This is a genomic window from Vibrio sp. B1ASS3, from assembly GCF_905175355.1.
Lineage (GTDB): Bacteria > Pseudomonadota > Gammaproteobacteria > Enterobacterales > Vibrionaceae > Vibrio > Vibrio owensii.
The window spans coordinates 1,319,042-1,339,065 of record NZ_HG992742.1 but is presented as its reverse complement, the minus strand read 5'-3'; the positions used below and the strand labels follow the sequence as shown (position 1 = coordinate 1,339,065).

Sequence of the window (20,024 nt, the reverse complement as noted above, 5' to 3'; positions counted from 1 at the left end):
CGCCAATGCATTAAGCCGTAGTAATCGCAATGATGCCGAAAGAGAGTAAAACTGCGAATACTGTAACGACGATGAGTAGGGCTGATTTTAGATCGTGTTCCATAGACACCTCCTTTAGTTGTAACAAATTAATAACACCAGTGTGAATTATGTTCAAGAATTGCCTAATTTAGTCGCACGATTTTGGCTAAGGCATCACAATTAGCTTAGTCATAATAAGGAGATAGCAAATGAACTATAAAATTGGCTGGCTAGTTGGGAGTGTATTATTGAGCGGTTCTATGGCTGCTCAAGCGACGGTCATCGTCACGCCCTATGTCGGCTTTACAGGGGGCGGTAAAGTAGAGGATGAGAATGACCGCACCTACGATTTGGACCCTTCAATCAATTATGCTTTGTCAGTTGAAACCCCTTTTGAGATGGGTCGCATCGGCTTTTTCTATTCCAATCAGTCGTCAGAATTGCAAGACATTAATAACTCTGCAGACATCCACTATCTTCAATTTCAAAGCAGCATTTACTACCCTCTTGCTCAAGGGTGGCAAACCTACGTTGGATTGGGCATAGGCGCGTCATACGCCGACGTAGACTGGGTAAACGACAAGTATGGCTTTTCTGGTAGCGCATTCGCCGGCCTTGAGTACGAATTCTCGAAAACCTTTGCAATGACCGCTCAAATCCGTTGGTTAGGCACAGTTGTTGACAACGACACCTCAGGAGCTTGCGTCGTACCAACGGACGGTTCGTCTTGTATCATCAAGTTTGAAACCGACTGGATGAACCAATTCCAATCCAACATTGGCTTTCGTTTCCGTTTCTAACGACTTTCACTTCTAATGTGTCGTTTTAACGAAATATTCTCTATTGGGTGTGTCTAATACAGAGATACACCCTAATAGCTGAAAAGAGTTTATTTGACCAAGATCACATCGACCATACAGTCATTTATTTCAAAACCTACCCAACCTTACCGATCAGATAGCCTACCAAATCACTAATTAACAATATTTAAACCAGATAAAATATCGACATTAACATTTAGAATCTATTGCGCTAAATAATGTAAAAAGTTAGTCTGAACACAGAAAGCAGAAGAATATTTCAGCTTTTACAAACACACATCAAAATTTAAAGCATTTAATTCTATTTCTTGTTAGGTAACACAAAGCAAAACACCAGCATTTTATAACAATACCGAACATCGAGCAGAAAACTGACGGATAACAGTTGCTCTTTGCTCTGCTGGTGTTGCACGTTGCCGAGAAGAGCTTCATTCCTTAGGGAGTTGTACAGGAGTCAAATATGAAGCGAGAACAATGGGGATCCCGCGCGGGATTCATCTTAGCAGCAGTCGGATCAGCCATCGGCTTGGGTAACATCTGGCGTTTCCCTTACATGGCCTATGAGAATGGCGGCGGTGCCTTTTTTATTCCTTACCTTTTCGCCATGATCACCGCAGGTATTCCATTCATGATCCTTGAGTTCAGTATGGGTCAAAAATACCGTGGTTCTGCACCAAAAACATTGGCAAAAATCCACGCAAAATTTGAATGGCTTGGTTGGTTCCAAGTTGGTGTTGCTGCCGTCATCGCCGTTTACTATGTTGCGGTTATTGGTTGGGCAATTTCTTACTTTGGGATGTCGTTCACTCAAAGCTGGGGTTCCGATACCAACGCCTTCTTCTTTAGTGAATACCTAAAACTTGGTGATAACTCTCCAACGGATTTAGGTAGCATTCAATGGAAGATCGCCGTATCTATGCTTATTGCTTGGGCAATTACCTATACTGCGATTGTGAGCGGTGTTAAATCAGGTATTGAACGCGCATCTAAGATCATGATGCCTATATTGTTCATTATGGTGATCTTCTTGATCGGTCGCATGATTTTCCTTCCTGGTGCGCTAGACGGTGTGAACTACATGTTCGAACCAGACTTCAGCAAAATCTGGGACGTAAAAGTGTGGGCAGCGGCTTACGGTCAGATCTTCTTCACACTAAGTATCGGCTTTGCCATCATGCTGGCTTACTCGAGCTATCTGCCAGAGAAATCAGACATCACCAACAACGCCTTCATGACGGTATTGATCAACTGTGGCTTCTCTATCCTTGCCGGTATCATGATTTTCTCGGTATTGGGTTATATGGCTCAAGAACAAGGCAAACCGCTTACTGAGGTAGTCTCTGCGGGTGTGGGCTTGGCATTTGTGACGTTACCTGCGGCAATTAACCTACTACCAGCGCCATACATCCTTGGTCCTCTGTTCTTCTTTGCTTTGGTTGTTGCAGGCTTAAGCTCGCACATCTCAATCATGGAAGCGGTAACCTCAGCCGTTATCGACAAATTAAAATGGAGCCGTAAGAAAGCTGCAAACGTAGTGATTGGTATTGGATTTGTTGTCTCGATGGCATTCGCGACCAACGGCGGATTGCTTCTTCTGGACCTTGTCGACCACTTCGCAAACAACGTTGGTATTATGGTTGGCGGCCTAGTAGAAATCGTTCTGATGGCTTGGTTGTTGAAACAAGTACCTGAAGTTCGTAACTACGTAAACGAGCGCTCTGATTTCTCTGTTGGTCAATGGTTCGAAATCTGTTTACGCTTTGTCACACCAATCATGTTAGCAGTTATCTTGGCAACCAAGCTGTACGCACTTCTAACAGAAGGTTACGGTGGCTACGACCTGACTCTAGGTTGGGTAATGATTGCCGCACTGTTTGTGTTTGGCGTATTGATTAACGTAGCGAGCAAGGAGAAAGCATAATGACTACAAGTGCAATCATCATGATGGTTATCGGACTTGGCATCACTTGGGGTGGCGCTGCGGTATGCATCAAACGAGCAATGAATAAACAGCAGTAAAGCTAACTGCCAGCGAAATTAAGGCTCAAAAACAAAATGCCGGCTCAGTGCCGCAATGTAGATCAGATAAGGATCGGTTGACCGATCCTTCTGCTGAGAGATAATCGGAAGCCTGTTTCTAGGCTTCCGATTTTTTATGTCTATCCAAAACTGTTTTGCCGATTTCCTCGAAGAAAATCCTGTTGATGTAGCTCAACTCACCACTTTCTCTGAACATATCCCAGATGAATGGGTTGTTAAGGCAGCTAGTCTTTCTGATAAGGCGACTATTCGCCGACGTCGGCTACCAAGTGACATGGTCTTGTGGTTAATTGTCGGCATGGCCTTCTTCCGTAATGAACCTATTGCCGAAGTTGCACGAAGAATGAATGTCTGTGCGGATGGCTTAGCTGATGAAGAGTTATTAGCAAAAAGTGCTTTAACTCAGGCAAGACAACGTTTAGGTAGAGCTGCACCAGAGTGGTTGTTTAAACAATGTGGGCGGACGTGGGGTCTTGAACGATACCGTGATGATACGTGGCAAGGATTACAAGTTTTTGCTGTAGACGGTGCTCTTTTTCGAACCGCAGATACCCCCGAACTTAGAGAGCACTTTGGCTCGGGTAATACCTCCAGCAACAGACAGACACCGCATCCAGTGCTAAGAGTTGTGACTATCATGAATGTCCGCTCTCATGTCATCGTTGACGCCGCTATAAGCCCCTATCGGCGTGGTGAAATCCCGCTTGCTATGCCCTTCATCGACTCCTTGCCAGATAACTCTGTGACGTTACTGGATAAAGGGTTTTACGGTGCAGACTTACTTCTCTCTCTTCAAAATAGCGGTATCAATAGGCATTGGTTGATACCAGCAAGGAAGGGGCTGAAATACACACTTCTAGATGAAGAAGAAAGTAATGACATGCTCATAGAAATGAAAGTCTCTCCGCAAGCTCGCAAAAAGAACCCTAGCTTACCTGAGAAATGGCAAGTCAGAGCGGTGACCTACGAAGTACAAGGTAAGCAGAAAACCGTTTTTACCTCCCTTCCTAGAACAAACTACGACGCGAAGGCAGTAGCCAAACTCTACCACGAGCGTTGGGAAATCGAATTGGGTTATCGTGATATCAAAAGCTCAATGCAACACAATACCTTAGTATTACGCAGCAAAACAGTAGACCTTGTTTATCAAGAACTCTGGGGGCTGTTGCTTGGTTATAACTTAGTAAGACGTGAAGCGAGTCAGGCCGCGGTTGAGCATGGAAGAATGCCGAATGAAATTAGCTTTAAATATGCTTGTCAGTTTATAGCGAGCCAACTGAAGGTGATGAGTAAAGCGATATCGCCAGGCAATACACCTAAGCGTTTAAAGAGTCTCAGGGGAGATTTATCCATCCTCTTTATAGACAAACGCCCTAAGCCTAATCGGCCTAGGGCGGTAAAAATATCAAAGACCCGATATCCTGTTAATCGCAAAGCAACTCCGCTTAAGTGAACTACATTGGGCTCAGTGCCGGCATTTTTGTGTCCATTAGAAATTGTACTTGATACCAAGCGCCCCACCGATTTGCAGATCAGGCCCTTTGTAGAAGTCCACTTCAGGATGGATTTGCGCGTACAGATCCCAGCCTTTTGATAGTTCCCAATTTAGACCTAGTGGGACACGAACACCGAATTCATCATCCCACTCGTACCAGCCACCAACACCGACATACCAAGTTAATGGCATGCTTTGATCAAATGTGCCGCGCTTCGCTATGTAATCAAACGCCATACCATCGTTACCAATAATACCGCGGTACTTGTCATCAATTTCAACGACAACGCTGAGCTCTTGATCGACCGCCATACCAACAGAAAAATTCTTTGCTCCGTCCGCCGCCATTACGGCACTCGGCAGCATTGTTGCCGCCAATAAAATTCGCTTTTTCACAGCCTTCCCCCACTTAAAAAACAGCGTGCATAATTCAAACATGATGTCATTTTGTTGTGTCAGTAATGAGTAAGAATGACGTACGAAAAAAGCCACAAACGTAAGGGTGAGCGTGAGATCACGGCTAAAACACCAAAAGTAAGTGCTAGTGAGATTAGAGAAGAATAAATACTGAGAGGAATGAAAGGAAAGATACAGAAAGCAAAAAGGAGGCCGAAGCCCCCTTTTTCTTATGAATGACTGAGATTAGCCGTGGTTACGAATCCACTCATCCATTTCAGTTTTCAGGTTGTCAGACTTAGTACCGAAGATAGCCTGAACACCACCTGCTACAACTACAACACCAGCAGCGCCTAGTTGTTTTAGTTTGTCTTGGTCAACTGCAGCTGTGTCAGCTACTGCTACACGTAGACGAGTGATACATGCGTCTAGACCAGTGATGTTTGCTTTGCCGCCGAATGCTGCAACAAGCTCACCTGCCATGTCAGAACCAGAAGTTGCAACAGCTTCTTCAGATTCGTCTTCACGACCTGGAGTTTTAAGGTCAAGAGCAGTGATTACTGTGCGGAATACTACGTAGTAGATTACTGCGTAAACTAGACCAACAGCTACCATCAGACCCATCTTCTGAGCGTGGCCAGATAGAACTAGGAAGTCGATCAGACCGTGTGAGAATGATGTACCGTGTACGAAGCCTAGAGTGTTAGCAACAACGTATGCAGAACCAGCTAGTAGAGCGTGGATACCGTATAGTACTGGAGCAACGAATAGGAATGAGAACTCGATTGGCTCAGTAATACCTGTTAGGAATGAAGTCAGAGCAGCTGACGCCATGATACCCATTACTTTAGCGCGGTTTTCTGGTTTAGCACAGTGAGCAATAGCGATTGCTGCAGCTGGTAGACCGAACATCTTGAACATGTAACCACCCGCTAGCTGACCGAAGCCATTACCAGCAGCACGAGAAGCATCATCTGCAACTAGGTAACAAGTTAGTACGCCGTTTTGAGTTTCACCAGCAGCGTTCACACAAGTACCTGCTTCGAAGAAGAATGGTACGTTCCATACGTGGTGTAGACCGAATGGGATTAGAGAACGCTCAACTACGCCGTAGATACCGAACGCAAGTTGTGGGTTTTGGTGCGCAGCCCAGTCAGAGAATGCAGAGATTGCACCGCCGATTGGTGGCCATACGATAGATAGTACAACACCTAGGATGATCGCAGCGAAACCAGTGATGATTGGCACAGCACGCTTACCAGCGAAGAAGCCAAGGTACTCTGGAAGTTGGATTTTGAAGAAACGGTTGAATGCCCAAGCAGCAACACCACCGACAAGGATACCACCTAGTACACCTGTATCGATTTTCTCAACACCCATGATGCCAGCCATAACGCCAAGCGTTGCTGTCATGATGCCGTAACCAACGATTGCAGCAAGACCTGCTACACCGTCGTTGTTTGTGAAGCCAAGTGCTACACCAACAGCAAATAGAAGTGCCATTTGGCCGAATACTGAACCACCAGCTTGTTCCATTAGGTTAGAAACAACCTCTGGAATGAAGCTTAGGTGGGCAGCACCAACACCTAGTAGGATACCTGCGACTGGCAACACTGATACTGGTAGCATCAGAGCTTTACCAACTTTTTGCAGGTTTGCAAAAAGGTTCTTAAACATGTTTATGCTCCTGATAAATTATAAGTATTATTTGGGCACTAACGGCACACCCCCGTAGCCTAAATGTTAGCACCCAATGAAAATGTAACCACACGTTGCATTATATTTTCCGGCTCTAAATATATATTGATGACCCTCAAACTTTCCACACAGTTACGAAATTTAGTTTCAAAACAAGCCGCAGATCACACCCAAAAACAGTAGATGAAAAGGTTTGCATTAAACTTATATTACTGTTTTATAAAGACTTTATTATCAACATAATTAATTTTAAGGCGTAAATAAAATAAAGACCGATGTTATTTTTAGTAACAAAATTACATTTGAGAGATTTGATTGCGGTTAAATCAACAAATTTAGTAAACATTAAACTAAATGATCTTTTTGGCGTATTTCTAAACAAAAAAGGGGCAATAGCCCCTTTTTTAAACCGCCTATTGATTTTTCATCGCAAAAAAAGATTTCGGAAGTTTTCGGTTGTTTTTTGCCCTACTTCAGCAATGGAGCATCCTTTTAGCTGTGCAATATAGGCTGCAACTTCGACAACATAGGCTGGTTGGTTCTCTTTTCCACGATGTGGAACGGGCGCTAAATATGGAGAATCCGTCTCAATAAGCAGCCTTTCTAAAGGCAAAGCTTTCACGACTTCTTTCAATTCTGTCGCCTGACGGAAGGTGACAATGCCCGAAATTGAGATGTAGAACCCTAAATCTAATGCAGCTTCTGCAAATGGTAGATCTTCGGTAAAGCAGTGGATCACACCACCACATTTTTCAGCGCCACCATTGCGTAGAATTTCTAATGTATCTTCACGAGCGTTACGGGTATGAATGATAAGCGGCTTGTTAAACTCCACCGCTAAATCTACCTGCTGTTCAAAACGCTCTTTTTGCAGCGCTGCAGTCTCTGGTTTGTAGTGATAATCCAGACCTGTTTCACCAATCGCTACCACTTTTTCGTGCGAAGCGTGTTGGCGTAAGGTCTCCATAGAGAACGCGCTCTCCACATCAAGCGGATGCACACCGCAAGACGCATAAACGTTGTCGTATGGCGTAATCATTTCCAACATTTTTGGAAATGAATCTAACGTAACGCCTACCGACAGTAGCTCTTTTACGTTCGCTTGTTTTGCTTTGTTAATAACGTCTTCAACATTGATGTGAAGATCATCGTAATTCAGTTTGTCTAGATGACAGTGCGAATCTACGAACATAATGCCTCTCGTGATTCAATTAACCAATTCATTGATAGTAGTTCAAGGTTCAAGCCTGGAAAGCGTTGAATTTGCCCTTTTAGCTCAAGCAGCTTCTTCGACGCCAGGTATAAACCGTCATAACTGTGTGTTGGGAACAGAGTTGCGCCCGGAAGTTGAGCCGCTTCCGCCACCCCAAATTGGGCTTTCTGAGCGTCCGTTAATAGATACCAAGCCCAGTCGAATGCTTTGTCTGGGTTCTTTGCCATTAACGATGCACACTGGAATACATCTGATACCGGCGAAGATAGCGTCTCAATAAAACAACGCTCAAACGCTTGGTACTCATCAAGCTCACCACTTTTCACCGCTTCTAGGGTATTAATTGGCGACCCTAAATTCAGTTTAAGCGCATAAGCTGGTACTTGTGATGCTCCCTGCTCGCTCATCCAATTCATCGCCTGCTCTGTTGATGGTGGTGTCACCACCCATTGTTGGCAACGACTCTGGATAGTTGGCAGCAATCGCTCTTGGTTATGCGTCACGAGCAAGAACAAGCATTTCTGCCCCGGCTCTTCGAGTGTTTTCAACAACGCATTGGACGCAGACTCATTCATCGCATCGGCTGGCTCTATGATGAACACGCGATAACCGTTTAGTTGTGAAGATTCATGCGCAAGCCGATTACATGCTCGAATCTGGTCAACGGTGATCGACTTTCCTTCTTTCTCTGGCTTAATCCAGTGTAAATCAGGATGGCTATGAGATTGAGTCAGCTGGCAACTATGGCAGAAGCCACACGCTTCACTGGTGTAATTTTGACACAGCAACGAGTGACTAAAGAGCTCAACCAGCTTCTCTACCGCTAATCCCTTTTCACTTTGCAGTAGCAGTGCGCCCGGAATTCGTTCTGAATCCAAGCTTGTTTTGAGGTTATCCCAAACGGGTAGTAACCATGGAAAGTCATTTAACATGAGCGACCTCAATCCACATTCTGCTTACAGTGACGCTAGCCATTCGTTTAGCGCAGCTTTGATGTCTTGTGCAACCTCTTCAATCGACTGCTCAGCGTTGATCACCACGATGGAATCATCGGCATTAGCCAACGCTAAGTAACGCTCACGCGTACGTTCAAAGAAGCTGATGTCCATTTTTTCAATACGATCTAGTTCGCCACGTCCACGAGCACGTTCAAGTCCAACTCGAGGATCGATATCCATGTACAATGTGAATGCAGGCTTAAACTCACCTAGAGTTGTATCGCGCAGGTTCTTCATCAGTGATGCGTCGATTTGGCGGCCACCGCCTTGGTAAGCTTGAGAAGACAAATCATGACGATCACCGACTACCCATTGATCGTTTGCTAGCGCTGGCTTAATCACGTTCTCAACTAACTGAACTCGTGCTGCATAAAGCAAAAGCAATTCAGTCATGTCTTTTAGATCTTCGCCTTCGTGCTCTTCTTTTACTAATGCACGCATTTTCTCTGCTAGCGGCGTGCCGCCTGGTTCACGAGTATTAACGATATCTTGGATACCTGCCGCTCTCAGCGTATCTAAAACGGTTTTAATCGCTGTGCTTTTACCTGCGCCCTCTAGGCCCTCAACGACAATAAAGTTTGCTTTCATCATTTGTTCTTTCTTAGTTCTCTTAAATAGGCACGTACAGCACGGTTGTGCTCAGCAAGGGATTTCGAAAACACATGTCCGCCCTTTCCACTTGCTACAAAATATAGGTAATTACTGTTTTCTGGGTTGAGAGCAGCCTCAATCGATGCTTCACCGGCCATGGCAATTGGCGTTGGTGGCAACCCATTAATGGTGTATGTGTTGTATGGCGTCGGTGTACGCAAATCTTTCTTACGGATATTGCCATCGTACGCATCCCCCATCCCGTAGATAACGGTTGGGTCGGTTTGCAAACGCATACGTTTATTAAGGCGGTTAACAAATACCGACGCAACACGTTCGCGCTCGGCATCAATTGCCGTCTCTTTCTCAATAATAGAAGCCAAGATCAGCGCTTCGTATTTATCTTTCAGTGGTAACTTCTCCTGACGCGCTTCCCATTGTTCATCAAGAATCTTGTTTAGCTTGCTGTGTGCACGCTCTAAGATCTGACTTTCACTTGCGCCAGCAGTGTAATGGTAAGTCTCCGCAAGGAATAAACCTTCAAGCTTCTCACGCTCAATACCTAGCTTTTCTGCCATTTCTTTTTCAGACAAACCAGTTAAGTCATGTTTTACATGAGGTGCAGCCCTTAGCTGTTCAACCCACTCAGAGAAACGGCTGCCTTCGACAAAAGTAATCGCAAATTGATGCTCTTTGCCGGTATTGAGCTGTTCTAACGTTTGATAAAGCGAAACTTTTGGTTCAAGTTGGTAAGTGCCTGCTCGCACCTGAAGAAGCTCTGGGTAAAGGTGGGGCATTAAACGAATGTAATCAGAAGCTTCTATGATGTCGTCTTTTACAAGATCACGCATCACTCGGTGAAAGCTGGTGCCATTTTCTACGGTAAACAGCTGAGGCTGCTCTATAAGAATTGGCGAGTTAACATATTGCTTAGTCTGTGAAACAACGTAAAAAACACCTGCTGCACCAATAACGGCAATCATTACAACAAAAGCAAACAGTTTTTTAATCACGAATTTAGATTCCCTTGAAGTCGTCGAGTCAATTTTCCAATTGGAAAGTCAATCTTGTTATCTGGTGTCGAAATACCGCTGACCGGCGCCACACCCAATAGTGAATTACACATCCACACCTCGTCTGCATTAAGCAAATCAGAGAGTTCGAATGTTGCTACCTGCACTGGGTAGCCATTGGTTTGGAGAAATTCCAATACCTTACGGCGCATTACGCCAGCCACACCAGACAAACTCAAATCGGGTGTGTATACCTTTTTATCTTTAACCCAAAAAAGGTTTGCCATTGTAGTTTCAATGACATGATTTTGCACATTTAACGTCACAGCATCGGTAAATTCCGTGCCTTCAATTTCCGCTTTTGCGAGAACCTGTTCGATTCGGTTGTTATGCTTATGACCAGCCAGAAGGGGTTGAATGCCAAGGCGGGTTTCGCAAACCCCTAACGGCACGCCATTTTCTTGCCATGAAGAGTAATGAGAAGGAAATGCAAAATTCGAAATAGTCACGACTGGCCCTTCAATACCGCTAGGACTATACCCTCGCCCTCCAGTGCCGCGACTAATATGAATTTTGATTCCGGCAAGCTCGTCATTCAAGACCGCTTTCATTACCCAATCGAACACCTGGCTCCAATTGGGGAAAGGGATGTGTAATGTTTTTAGGCACGCTTCCATTCGCTCAACATGCGCTTGCCAGTGCTCTAATTCACCCTTTTTAGTTTTAATAGTGGTGAAACAGCCATCGCCATATTGAAACGAGCGGTCGCCAAGCGAAATGTGTGTTTGTGGCAATCCATTGACCCAGAACATTCAGATACCTTTACTTTCCGATCGACATATAAAACAAAACGGCTCAATGCTAAGCATCGAGCCGTCAGAATACAAGTATCGCTTCTCTAAAACAGTGTTAGAGATTTTTACTCAGCGAATTTTTTGAATACAAGCGAACCGTTTGTACCGCCGAAGCCGAACGAGTTACAGATTGCGTATTCCATATCAACTTTGCGCGCTGTATGCGGAACAAGATCGATATCTAGACCTTCTTCTGGATCATCTAGGTTGATCGTTGGTGGAACGATTTGGTCTACCAAAGAAAGAACTGTGATGATCGCTTCAACTGAGCCAGCAGCACCTAGAAGGTGACCAGTCATAGATTTAGTTGAAGATACTAATACTTGCTTAGAGCCTTCTTCACCAAGAGCACGTTTAACGCCCTTGATCTCAGCCACATCACCAGCTGGTGTCGATGTACCGTGAGCGTTCACGTAACCAACTTGAGTACCAGTGATGTTTGCGTCACGCATTGCCGCTTCCATTGCTAGAGCGCCACCTGAACCATCTTCACTTGGAGAAGTCATGTGGTAAGCGTCACCAGACATACCAAAGCCAACTAGCTCTGCGTAGATCTTAGCGCCACGTGCTTTTGCGTGCTCGTACTCTTCAAGAACCATCATGCCCGCACCGTCACCAAGAACAAAGCCATCACGGCCCTTATCCCATGGACGAGAAGCTTTTTGAGGCTCATCGTTACGAGTTGAAAGTGCTTTTGCTGCACCGAAACCAGCCATACCCAGTGGTGTAGATGCTTTCTCTGAACCACCAGCAACCATCGCCTCAGCATCACCGTATGCAATCATACGCGCTGCGTGGCCGATGTTGTGTAGACCTGTAGTACATGCCGTAGAGATCGCGATGTTTGGACCACGAAGACCGCGCATGATAGATAGGTTACCTGCAACCATGTTTACGATGGTCGAAGGAACAAAAAATGGGCTAACTTTGCGAGGACCTTTTTCAACAAGCGCTGTATGGCCTGTTTCGATTAGGTCTAGACCGCCGATGCCTGAGCCGATTGCCACACCAACTCGAGCTGCGTTTTCTTCGGTAATTTCTAAGCCAGAGTCATCCAGTGCTTGGATACCCGCTGCAATGCCGTACTGGATGAATAAATCCATTTTACGAGCATCTTTCTTAGACATGTACTCTGTGCAATCAAAATCTTTCACAAGACCAGCAAAACGAGTCGAGAAGTTCGTTGCATCGAAATGTTCGATGTTCACGATACCGCTTTGACCTTCTAGCAGGGCTTTCCAAGATGATTCTACTGTGTTGCCTACCGGTGACAACATACCCATGCCTGTGACAACTACACGACGCTTGGACACGATATAATTCTCCGGGAATTGAATGTTTCTATGAGAGGATAGAAGAAGTTAGAAAGAACACAGGCGGTCTAGGAGACCGCCTGGGAGAGATAATTACTGAGCGCTGTTTACGTAGTCGATTGCAGCTTGAACAGTAGTGATTTTCTCAGCTTCTTCGTCAGGAATCTCAGTGTCGAATTCCTCTTCTAGAGCCATTACTAGCTCTACAGTGTCTAGAGAATCAGCACCTAGATCGTCAACGAATGAAGCTTCGTTTTTAACTTCTGCTTCGTCTACACCTAGCTGTTCAACAATGATTTTCTTTACGCGTTCTTCGATGTTGCTCATTTTTCTTTTCCTTTACAGATTTCGCCTAATGCGATGATTCCGTAGTTTATTCGAACTATTGAAAGTTGCAAGGGGGGCCTTGCTGGTCAAACCACAAAATTAGCGAATTTAACCGAATTTCAATACATTTTTGACTTAAATCATGCACAAATCTTGCGCATGAGCATGACAACTTAATGACAGTTAACAGCAACTATAGGCTATTTTTCACAAAGTAAAACAGCTTATTTTGCACGAACTGTGCATTAAACCATGTACATGCCACCATTTACATGCAAAGTTTCACCAGTAATGTAAGCCGCTTCAGGTGAAGCTAGGAATACAACTGCTGATGCAATTTCACGTGGGTCACCTAGACGACCTGCTGGCACGTTCGACAACGTTGCTGCACGTTGGTCATCATTAGCGCCTTAGTCATGTCAGTTTCGATGAAACCAGGTGCGACTGTGTTTACTGTTACGCCACGAGAAGCCACTTCACGAGCCATCGATTTAGTGAAACCGATAACGCCTGCTTTCGCTGCTGCGTAGTTAGTTTGACCAGCGTTACCCATTGTACCAACAACAGAACCAACGTTGATGATGCGACCAGCGCGTTTTTTCATCATGCCGCGTAGAACCGCTTTAGACATGCGGTAGATTGGCGTTAGGTTTGTGTTGATGATGTCGTTCCACTCGTCATCTTTCATACGCATTAGTAGGTTATCGCGTGTGATACCAGCGTTGTTTACTAGAATATCGATTGCGCCAAACTCATCGTTGATGGTTTTTAGGGTTGCTTCGATAGACTCAACGTCAGTTACGTTAAGTGCTAGACCTTTACCGTTTTCACCTAGGTATTCGCTGATAGCCGCTGCGCCACCTTCTGAAGTTGCAGTACCGATTACCGTTGCACCGCGCTCAACAAGAAGTTCAGCAATCGCACGACCAATGCCACGGCTCGCGCCTGTCACTAGAGCGATCTTACCTTCTAGATTCATCATGTTGTGTTTTCCTTTTCTTATCGTGAACAGATTACTTAGCGGCTTCTAGCGACGCTACGTCGTTAACTGCTGCTGCGCTTAGTGTTTTCACGATACGTTTAGTCAGACCTGTCAGTACTTTGCCAGGGCCAAGCTCAAGAAGATTTTCTACGCCTTGTTCGCTCATTAACTGCACGCTCTCAGTCCAACGAACTGGGCTATGAAGTTGACGAACAAGTGCGTCTTTGATTTTTGCCGGATCAGTTTCAGCCGCCACATCAACGTTGTTGATAACAGGAAGTTGTGGTGTATTGAATTCGATAGACTCTAGCGCAACGGCTAGTTTCTCTGCTGCTGGCTTCATTAGTGCGCAGTGTGAAGGTACTGACACAGGAAGAGGAAGTGCACGCTTAGCACCTGCTTCTTTACATAGTGCACCAGCACGTTCTACCGCGTCTTTACTACCTGCGATAACAACTTGACCAGGTGAGTTGAAGTTTACTGGAGAAACGACTTCACCTTGTGCTGCTTCTTCACAAGCTTTTGCAATTGCTTCGTCATCTAGACCGATGATCGCGTACATTGCACCAGTACCCGCAGGTACCGCTTCTTGCATCAGTTGACCACGTAGCTCAACCAGTTTGATTGCTTCTTTAAAGTCAATCACGCCAGCACACACAAGCGCTGAGTACTCACCTAAGCTGTGACCCGCTAGGTTTGCTGGTTGCTCACGACCAAGCTCTTGCCATACACGCCAGATAGCAACAGATGACGCTAGCAAAGCCGGTTGAGTACGGAAAGTTTGGTTTAGATCTTCTGCAGGTCCATTTTGAACAAGCGCCCATAGGTCGTAACCTAGTGCGTCAGATGCTTCTGCAAATGTTTGTTTTACTACGTCATATTGTTCGCCTAGATCAGCAAGCATACCTACAGCTTGTGAACCTTGACCTGGAAATACGATAGCAAACTTGCTCATGTTGTTTTCCTTTAAGCAAAGTAAAAAGAAATAAGATGCACCGTAGCGCATCTTAAATTTTGAATCTTGTGAAACTTAGAATTTCACCAGGGCAGAACCCCAAGTGAATCCGCCGCCAAACGCTTCAAGAAGTAGAGTTTGACCACGTTTAATACGACCATCACGTACCGCCTCATCCAGTGCTGTTGGCACGGTTGCTGCTGATGTGTTGCCGTGTTTATCAAGTGTGATCACGACTTGGTCTAGTGACATCGAAAGCTTTTTCGCTGTCGCTGAAATAATGCGGTAGTTCGCTTGGTGCGGAACCAACCAGTCTAGTTCAGACTTGTGCATATCGTTCGCTTCAAGCGTGTCTTTAACCAGCCTTGATAGCTGAGTAACGGCTACTTTGAATACCTCGTTACCGGCCATATGAAGCCATTTATTTGCATCTTTACCACGTTCAGGAACAGGAAGGCTCAATAGATCACCAAACTGGCCGTCTGAATATATGTGCGTAGAAATAATGCCAGGCTCTTCGCTTGCACCAAGAACAACGGCACCCGCAGCATCACCAAACAAGATGATGGTTGAGCGATCCGTTGGGTCACATGTTTTCGACAATGCGTCTGCACCAATCACAAGCACGTTTTTGCACATGCCAGATTTGATGTGTTGGTCAGCAACAGATAATGCGTATACAAAGCCTGAACAAGCAGCGGCTAAGTCGAATGCAGGACAACCTTTAATGCCAAGCTTTCCTTGCACCTGACACGCAGATGAAGGGAAAGTATGGCTACTGCTAGTAGTAGCAACGATAATTAGGTCGATATCATTTTTATCAATGCCGGCCATATCGATAGCGTTTTCAGCTGCGTAGAATGCCATGTCCGCAACAGTTTCATCTTCTGCTGCAATTCGACGCTCTTTAATACCAGTACGAGCTACGATCCACTCGTCACTTGTATCTACCATTTTCTCTAGGTCTGCGTTAGTACGCACCTGAGATGGCAGGTAGCTGCCAGTACCTAAAATTTTGCTATACATGAAGACTAATAATGCCTCTCGAGTAAAACCGCTTCCAAACGATCGCTAATACGGCTTGGTACTTGTCGTTTGACCTCGTGTACTGCCTCGCCAAGTGCATTGACAATCGCAGATACATCCGCACTTCCATGGCTTTTTATGACAATGCCGCGCAATCCTAGCAAACTTGCGCCGTTATACTGGTCGGGGTTCAGTGTTTTTAGTTCATTAAATAGCCGAGAAAACAGTTTTCTAGCAATCCATCCCTTTATCGTTGATGCCATCATGCTGGTTTTTAGTTTTTCGATAAAGAGTTGCGCTGTTCCCTCGCTGGCTTTTAAGCATACGTTACCGACAAAGCCATCACAAACAATGACATCGGCAACGTCATGCAAAATTTGATTACCTTCAATATAACCCACAAAATTAATTGCGTCGGTTTGAGAAAGCATTTCTGCACAGCGTTTGACTAAATCGTTTCCTTTAATTTCTTCAGCACCAATATTCAGCACCGCCACTCGAGGTGGATGACCGAGGTGTTCCTCGGCTAACGCACTGCCCATCACTGCAAATTGAAATAAGCTGTCTGCATCGCAAGATACATTCGCACCAAGATCTAACATCCAAGTACGTTTGCCACTAATGGTAGGTAATGCGGAAACTAAAGCAGGACGCTCAATACCAGGAAGCAGTTTAAGAATGAATCGTGAGAGCGCCATTAAGGCTCCGGTGTTACCACCGCTCACACACGCATCGGCTTCGTTATCAGAGACCAGATCAATGGCCATACGCATGGAGCTATTTTGGCTATTACGTAATGCTAAAGACGGTTTTTCTGAGTTAGAAATTACTTTCTCGCTATGAAGAATGCTTAAACGAGAACTGGTAGAGGCACCTAGTTGAGATAATTGAGACGTGATCAGAGGTTGATCACCTATAAGAATCACTTTTAGCTCTGGGAATGAGACAGTGCCTGCACGGCGGCAGGCACTGTTACGCGTGGACCGAAATCCCCGCCCATTGCATCAAGTGCAACGGTAATACTTTGCAAAGGTTCAACCTTACTTGTTGATAACCTTTTGACCACGGTAGTAACCTTCAGCAGTTACGTTGTGGCGTAGGTGAGTTTCACCAGAAGTCGCGTCTACAGATAGTGCAGCTGTAGTTAGCGCATCGTGTGAACGACGCATACCGCGCTTAGAACGAGTTTTACGGTTTTTCTGTACGGCCATTGACCCTACTCCTATACTATTGGGTTAAAAACCTAAAGAAGAAGCGGCTACCACACCAGTTACTTTTTCAGATTTTTCAAAACGTCGAATGGATTCGGTTTTTCTTCCTCAATTTCTTCAGGAATCTCACCAAAAACCATGTTATTTGAATCAACGCTACAATCCGCTTCATCGTGCATTGCGATTTGAGGTAATGTTAAGATGAACTCGTCTTCAACTAGTTGTATAAGGTCTAATTCACCGTACTCATTTAGATCTACCAAATCATAAATTTCTGGTGCTTCCTCTTCTGTCTTCTCACCGTAGTAAGGAGTGTAAAGGAATTCAACTTCACACGGATGTGTGAATACCTCATTACAACGCTGACACTCTAAATCGACTTCGATGTTAGCTTTACCAGAGATAACAACAAGTCGCTGTTCATCAATATCAAATGACAATGAGACTTCTGCGTCGCGTTTTACGCCTTCAGTTGTTTCCGCTAAGCGCTTGAAAAGACTAGCTTGGATGATGCCATCGTAATCTAATCGTTTCTGTGCGGACTTCGCCGGATCAACCGTTCGCGGTATTTTTACCTTTTGCATAGGGCGCGAATATTATCTTCCAAATCAAAATTAGTCAAAGAAAAAGGCAAAAAAGTTGTACTTTTTTACGCTTAATATAGAGAGCATTAGCCAGAATCGATTTTGATCGATTATCCTATTGGAAATGCTTGTGCGAATTGTAATTCAAAATGAAAAATTACCAACTGGTTTTAGCCTCAACCTCCCCTTTTCGTAAACAACTGCTTGAAAAACTAGCAGTGTCTTTTACTTGCTTGTCACCCAACTGCGATGAGACCCCTTTAGCTAACGAAACACCTTTAGAACTGGTACAAAGGCTTGCTATTGGTAAAGCCACTTCTTGTGACACAACCCATGACAGTTTGGTCATTGGCAGTGACCAAGTGTGTGTCATTGACGGCAATATCGTAGGTAAACCGTTAAACCGAGAAAACGCCATCAAACAATTATTGGCTCAAAGCAGTAAAACCATCACTTTTTATACCGGACTAGCTGTCCACAACACAGTAACTAATCATACCGAAGTCGGCTTCGATACTTTTGAAGTGCACTTTAGAGATTTGACGCGTGAACAAATCGAACGTTATGTCGACAGAGAAGAGCCTTTTTACTGTGCTGGTAGCTTTAAAAGCGAAGGGATGGGAATTTGCCTGTTTAAGAAGTTAGTCGGCAAAGATCCGAATACGTTAGTCGGCCTGCCACTTATTGATTTGATCGACATGCTGCAAAAACAAGGGTTAGAGGTTTTGTAGGGAATACAGAAGACTCCAAAGGGCTGATATGGACGGTGTAAGCAGTAACATCAAGCTAGTGACTTTGCATCTCAACCAGAGATTCCCGACAACGCTCCTTCGTCGCTTTCGGGAATGACGTCGTTTAAGCTCATCCATCAAAAAGTAAGTCATAACCCACTTAAATTCAGAATTCACTGCACGTCATCCTCAAGAGTGAGGAACGAGCGAGTTGGGGATCTCTTTCAACGGTACTGCTGAGCACAAAGTTCTCATAACTCATCAGACAAAGCTGCCGCCACTCTCTAAAAAGCTTTCTACGATCAAAAAAGCCGATGTCTTAACATCGGCTTTTACATAACTTTTTGCGCTCCCAAAGATGTAGACGCCCTCGCCTCTACTTCTTACGTAGACCTACCAACACTTTTTCAAGCTTAGCTTCCATCGGCGCGTTGATTTCCATCCACTCATCATTCGATGGGTGCTGGAACTTGATGTTCGCTGCATGTAGGAACAAACGGTTCAAACCAACCTGACCTGTGTACGCATCAAAACGGCGATCGCCATAACGGTCATCCCATGCAATCGGATGCCCCGTGTATTGAGAGTGCACACGAATCTGGTGAGTACGTCCAGTAATTGGACTTGCTTGAATTAACGTTGCTTGTTCGAATTTCTCCAATACTTTAAAACGCGTCTCAGACGGTTTGCCGTTTGGATTCACTCGTACAATGCTGTTCACTTCGTTTTTAAGCAGTGGCGCATTAACGACTTTGCAGCTGTTTTTCCACTCACCCATGACAAGCGCGAAGTAGAACTTCTTCACTGTCTTTTCACGGAACTGTGCTTGTAAATGACGCAACGCAGAACGCTTCTTCGCAACCAGCAAGATGCCGGATGTATCACGGTCGATGCGGTGAACGAGCTCAAGAAAGCGAGCTTGTGGTCGTAATGCTCGAAGTGCTTCAATCGCACCAAACTTTAAACCACTGCCGCCGTGCACTGCTGTGCCAGATGGCTTGTTGAGAATCAATAGATGATCATCTTCAAAAATGATCTTGTCTTCCAACTCTGCCACTTTGTTTAGCTTCGTGCTCGGCGCGACGTCGTCCTCTTTCTTTTCTACCGTAACCGGAGGAATACGGACAAGATCGCCTGCTTTTAGTTTGTACTCTGCCTTAATGCGCTTTTTGTTTACGCGTACTTCCCCCTTGCGCACGATTCGGTAAATCATGCTCTTTGGGATGTCTTTTAATTGGTTACGCAAGAAATTATCAATGCGTTGACCCGCCATATCTTCGTCGATATCAACGAACTGGACTTGTGTTCTTATTTCGCTCATGGGCGCTATTGTAAACTCAAATCTGTACGACTTCACATTATTCTTGCTGCAAAAGAAACACTTGTTGTCATAAATAGTTCCAAAACACGCCAAGCTTTTGTTTAGATTATTAAAAGTCTTTATCAACTTCTCTATTTGTTTCTCGTCTTTCTCAGTTTGCGAGACTCAAGTGCTTATGAAACAGCCAGTTATAAATTACAAAATTTGAATTTAGCGCCAAATTTTCCATCGTTTGCGCTAAAGCAGATTGCTGATATCAACCTGCGCTGCTATAGTTCACAGCTGCTAAGGAAGGTTTGGTTACATTTTGTTCATTACCAATCATTTATCCCCAAGCAATGTGAGTAGGTTGTTGAATGTCAGGTGCAGCATTGGCGTAAGACACATTGAGTTCAACACACTTGTCACTCTACTCCTCGCATATTCACGTTGAG

Annotated in this window: 20 protein-coding genes and 2 pseudogenes; 5 read left to right on the top strand and 17 right to left on the bottom strand. The window is 44.8% G+C overall.

The genetic code is table 11. The features are described 5' to 3' along the window. Positions 1–10: 10 nt before the first annotated feature. A complete protein-coding gene (locus tag KJB05_RS06145; RefSeq protein ID WP_005444835.1) occupies positions 11–103 on the bottom strand; it encodes a YnhF family membrane protein in 93 nt (30 codons plus the stop codon). Positions 104–230: 127 nt separating this feature from the next. Between KJB05_RS06145 and KJB05_RS06140 the strand changes: the two genes are divergently transcribed. The 4 genes from KJB05_RS06140 (at position 231) to KJB05_RS06125 (ending at position 4,335) form a co-directional block, all read left to right on the top strand. After that, complete coding sequence (locus tag KJB05_RS06140; protein WP_208446483.1) at positions 231–821, top strand: outer membrane beta-barrel protein; 591 nt, start codon at positions 231–233, stop codon at positions 819–821. 481 nt (positions 822–1,302) lie between these two features. Beyond that, positions 1,303–2,763 (top strand): sodium-dependent transporter, encoded by a 1,461-nt coding sequence (locus KJB05_RS06135; RefSeq protein ID WP_045411760.1) that lies wholly within the window; start codon positions 1,303–1,305, stop codon positions 2,761–2,763. After that, positions 2,763–2,861 carry a MetS family NSS transporter small subunit gene (locus tag KJB05_RS06130; RefSeq protein ID WP_005536518.1) on the top strand — a complete coding sequence of 33 codons (99 nt, stop codon included), beginning with the start codon at positions 2,763–2,765 and terminating at the stop codon, positions 2,859–2,861. The genes KJB05_RS06135 and KJB05_RS06130 overlap by 1 nt, the downstream gene beginning before the upstream one ends. Positions 2,862–2,997: 136 nt before the next feature. After that, on the top strand, positions 2,998–4,335 hold the full coding sequence (locus KJB05_RS06125; RefSeq protein ID WP_213053074.1) for an IS4 family transposase: 1,338 nt from the start codon (positions 2,998–3,000) through the stop codon (positions 4,333–4,335). Positions 4,336–4,371: 36 nt separating this feature from the next. Here the strand turns inward: KJB05_RS06125 and KJB05_RS06120 are convergent, their stop codons facing one another. The 15 genes and pseudogenes from KJB05_RS06120 to yceD form a co-directional block, all read right to left on the bottom strand. Further along, the gene (locus KJB05_RS06120; RefSeq protein WP_208446260.1) at positions 4,372–4,773 is read right to left on the bottom strand and encodes a hypothetical protein; all 402 of its coding nucleotides are present in this window, start codon (positions 4,771–4,773) and stop codon (positions 4,372–4,374) included. A 246-nt stretch (positions 4,774–5,019) separates the two neighbouring features. Continuing rightward, positions 5,020–6,450, bottom strand: a complete 1,431-nt coding sequence (gene ptsG, locus KJB05_RS06115) for a PTS glucose transporter subunit IIBC (RefSeq protein WP_005439576.1) — start codon at positions 6,448–6,450, stop codon at positions 5,020–5,022. A gap of 445 nt (positions 6,451–6,895) precedes the next feature. Then, positions 6,896–7,663: a YchF/TatD family DNA exonuclease gene (locus KJB05_RS06110; protein ID WP_005439577.1), complete on the bottom strand. Its 768-nt coding sequence runs from the start codon at positions 7,661–7,663 to the stop codon at positions 6,896–6,898. Next, the gene (locus KJB05_RS06105) at positions 7,654–8,616 is read right to left on the bottom strand and encodes a DNA polymerase III subunit delta' (RefSeq protein ID WP_199460068.1); all 963 of its coding nucleotides are present in this window, start codon (positions 8,614–8,616) and stop codon (positions 7,654–7,656) included. The genes KJB05_RS06110 and KJB05_RS06105 overlap by 10 nt, the downstream gene beginning before the upstream one ends. Positions 8,617–8,640: 24 nt before the next feature. Continuing rightward, positions 8,641–9,273: a dTMP kinase gene (tmk, locus tag KJB05_RS06100; RefSeq protein ID WP_208446259.1), complete on the bottom strand. Its 633-nt coding sequence runs from the start codon at positions 9,271–9,273 to the stop codon at positions 8,641–8,643. Then, a complete protein-coding gene (gene mltG, locus KJB05_RS06095; protein WP_208446258.1) occupies positions 9,270–10,286 on the bottom strand; it encodes an endolytic transglycosylase MltG in 1,017 nt (338 codons plus the stop codon). The genes tmk and mltG overlap by 4 nt, the downstream gene beginning before the upstream one ends. After that, positions 10,283–11,098: an aminodeoxychorismate lyase gene (gene pabC, locus KJB05_RS06090; protein ID WP_208446257.1), complete on the bottom strand. Its 816-nt coding sequence runs from the start codon at positions 11,096–11,098 to the stop codon at positions 10,283–10,285. Before pabC ends, mltG begins: the two co-directional genes overlap by 4 nt. Before the next feature lie 107 nt (positions 11,099–11,205). Next, entirely contained in the window at positions 11,206–12,453 is a 1,248-nt protein-coding gene (fabF, locus tag KJB05_RS06085) for a beta-ketoacyl-ACP synthase II (RefSeq protein ID WP_009707027.1), read from the bottom strand. 93 nt (positions 12,454–12,546) lie between these two features. After that, positions 12,547–12,780, bottom strand: coding sequence for an acyl carrier protein (acpP, locus tag KJB05_RS06080; protein WP_004406112.1), 234 nt, complete (start codon positions 12,778–12,780; stop codon positions 12,547–12,549). A gap of 245 nt (positions 12,781–13,025) precedes the next feature. Further along, positions 13,026–13,759 (bottom strand): annotated as a pseudogene (fabG, locus tag KJB05_RS06075) (3-oxoacyl-ACP reductase FabG). Positions 13,760–13,793: 34 nt separating this feature from the next. After that, a complete protein-coding gene (fabD, locus tag KJB05_RS06070; RefSeq protein WP_208446256.1) occupies positions 13,794–14,717 on the bottom strand; it encodes an ACP S-malonyltransferase in 924 nt (307 codons plus the stop codon). A 75-nt stretch (positions 14,718–14,792) separates the two neighbouring features. Then, positions 14,793–15,743 (bottom strand): beta-ketoacyl-ACP synthase III, encoded by a 951-nt coding sequence (locus KJB05_RS06065; protein ID WP_009707029.1) that lies wholly within the window; start codon positions 15,741–15,743, stop codon positions 14,793–14,795. A gap of 5 nt (positions 15,744–15,748) precedes the next feature. Beyond that, positions 15,749–16,773: pseudogene (gene plsX / locus KJB05_RS06060) on the bottom strand (phosphate acyltransferase PlsX). 10 nt (positions 16,774–16,783) lie between these two features. After that, entirely contained in the window at positions 16,784–16,954 is a 171-nt protein-coding gene (rpmF, locus tag KJB05_RS06055; RefSeq protein WP_005396978.1) for a 50S ribosomal protein L32, read from the bottom strand. A 59-nt stretch (positions 16,955–17,013) separates the two neighbouring features. Then, a complete protein-coding gene (yceD, locus tag KJB05_RS06050; protein WP_005439592.1) occupies positions 17,014–17,538 on the bottom strand; it encodes a 23S rRNA accumulation protein YceD in 525 nt (174 codons plus the stop codon). Between the two features lie 149 nt (positions 17,539–17,687). Here yceD and KJB05_RS06045 point away from each other — a divergent pair, with 149 nt between their 5' ends. Continuing rightward, positions 17,688–18,269 carry a nucleoside triphosphate pyrophosphatase gene (locus tag KJB05_RS06045; protein WP_208446255.1) on the top strand — a complete coding sequence of 194 codons (582 nt, stop codon included), beginning with the start codon at positions 17,688–17,690 and terminating at the stop codon, positions 18,267–18,269. Positions 18,270–18,645: 376 nt separating this feature from the next. Here the strand turns inward: KJB05_RS06045 and rluC are convergent, their stop codons facing one another. Further along, positions 18,646–19,590, bottom strand: coding sequence for a 23S rRNA pseudouridine(955/2504/2580) synthase RluC (gene rluC, locus KJB05_RS06040; protein WP_208446254.1), 945 nt, complete (start codon positions 19,588–19,590; stop codon positions 18,646–18,648). Positions 19,591–20,024: the final 434 nt, after the last annotated feature.

Bases quoted from the DNA above. Each gene is read 5' to 3' on its own strand.
- KJB05_RS06105 (WP_199460068.1), bottom strand. From the start codon at position 8,616: ATGTTAAATGACTTTCCATGGTTACTACCCGTTTGGGATAACCTCAAA.
- KJB05_RS06145 (WP_005444835.1), bottom strand. From the start codon at position 103: ATGGAACACGATCTAAAATCAGCCCTACTCATCGTCGTTACAGTATTC.
- acpP (WP_004406112.1), bottom strand. From the start codon at position 12,780: ATGAGCAACATCGAAGAACGCGTAAAGAAAATCATTGTTGAACAGCTA.
- rpmF (WP_005396978.1), bottom strand. From the start codon at position 16,954: ATGGCCGTACAGAAAAACCGTAAAACTCGTTCTAAGCGCGGTATGCGT.
- tmk (WP_208446259.1), bottom strand. From the start codon at position 9,273: ATGATGAAAGCAAACTTTATTGTCGTTGAGGGCCTAGAGGGCGCAGGT.
- KJB05_RS06130 (WP_005536518.1), top strand. From the start codon at position 2,763: ATGACTACAAGTGCAATCATCATGATGGTTATCGGACTTGGCATCACT.
- KJB05_RS06110 (WP_005439577.1), bottom strand. From the start codon at position 7,663: ATGTTCGTAGATTCGCACTGTCATCTAGACAAACTGAATTACGATGAT.
- ptsG (WP_005439576.1), bottom strand. From the start codon at position 6,450: ATGTTTAAGAACCTTTTTGCAAACCTGCAAAAAGTTGGTAAAGCTCTG.
- pabC (WP_208446257.1), bottom strand. From the start codon at position 11,098: ATGTTCTGGGTCAATGGATTGCCACAAACACACATTTCGCTTGGCGAC.
- KJB05_RS06045 (WP_208446255.1), top strand. From the start codon at position 17,688: ATGAAAAATTACCAACTGGTTTTAGCCTCAACCTCCCCTTTTCGTAAA.
- KJB05_RS06140 (WP_208446483.1), top strand. From the start codon at position 231: ATGAACTATAAAATTGGCTGGCTAGTTGGGAGTGTATTATTGAGCGGT.
- rluC (WP_208446254.1), bottom strand. From the start codon at position 19,590: ATGAGCGAAATAAGAACACAAGTCCAGTTCGTTGATATCGACGAAGAT.
- yceD (WP_005439592.1), bottom strand. From the start codon at position 17,538: ATGCAAAAGGTAAAAATACCGCGAACGGTTGATCCGGCGAAGTCCGCA.
- KJB05_RS06135 (WP_045411760.1), top strand. From the start codon at position 1,303: ATGAAGCGAGAACAATGGGGATCCCGCGCGGGATTCATCTTAGCAGCA.
- KJB05_RS06125 (WP_213053074.1), top strand. From the start codon at position 2,998: ATGTCTATCCAAAACTGTTTTGCCGATTTCCTCGAAGAAAATCCTGTT.
- fabD (WP_208446256.1), bottom strand. From the start codon at position 14,717: ATGAGCAAGTTTGCTATCGTATTTCCAGGTCAAGGTTCACAAGCTGTA.
- KJB05_RS06065 (WP_009707029.1), bottom strand. From the start codon at position 15,743: ATGTATAGCAAAATTTTAGGTACTGGCAGCTACCTGCCATCTCAGGTG.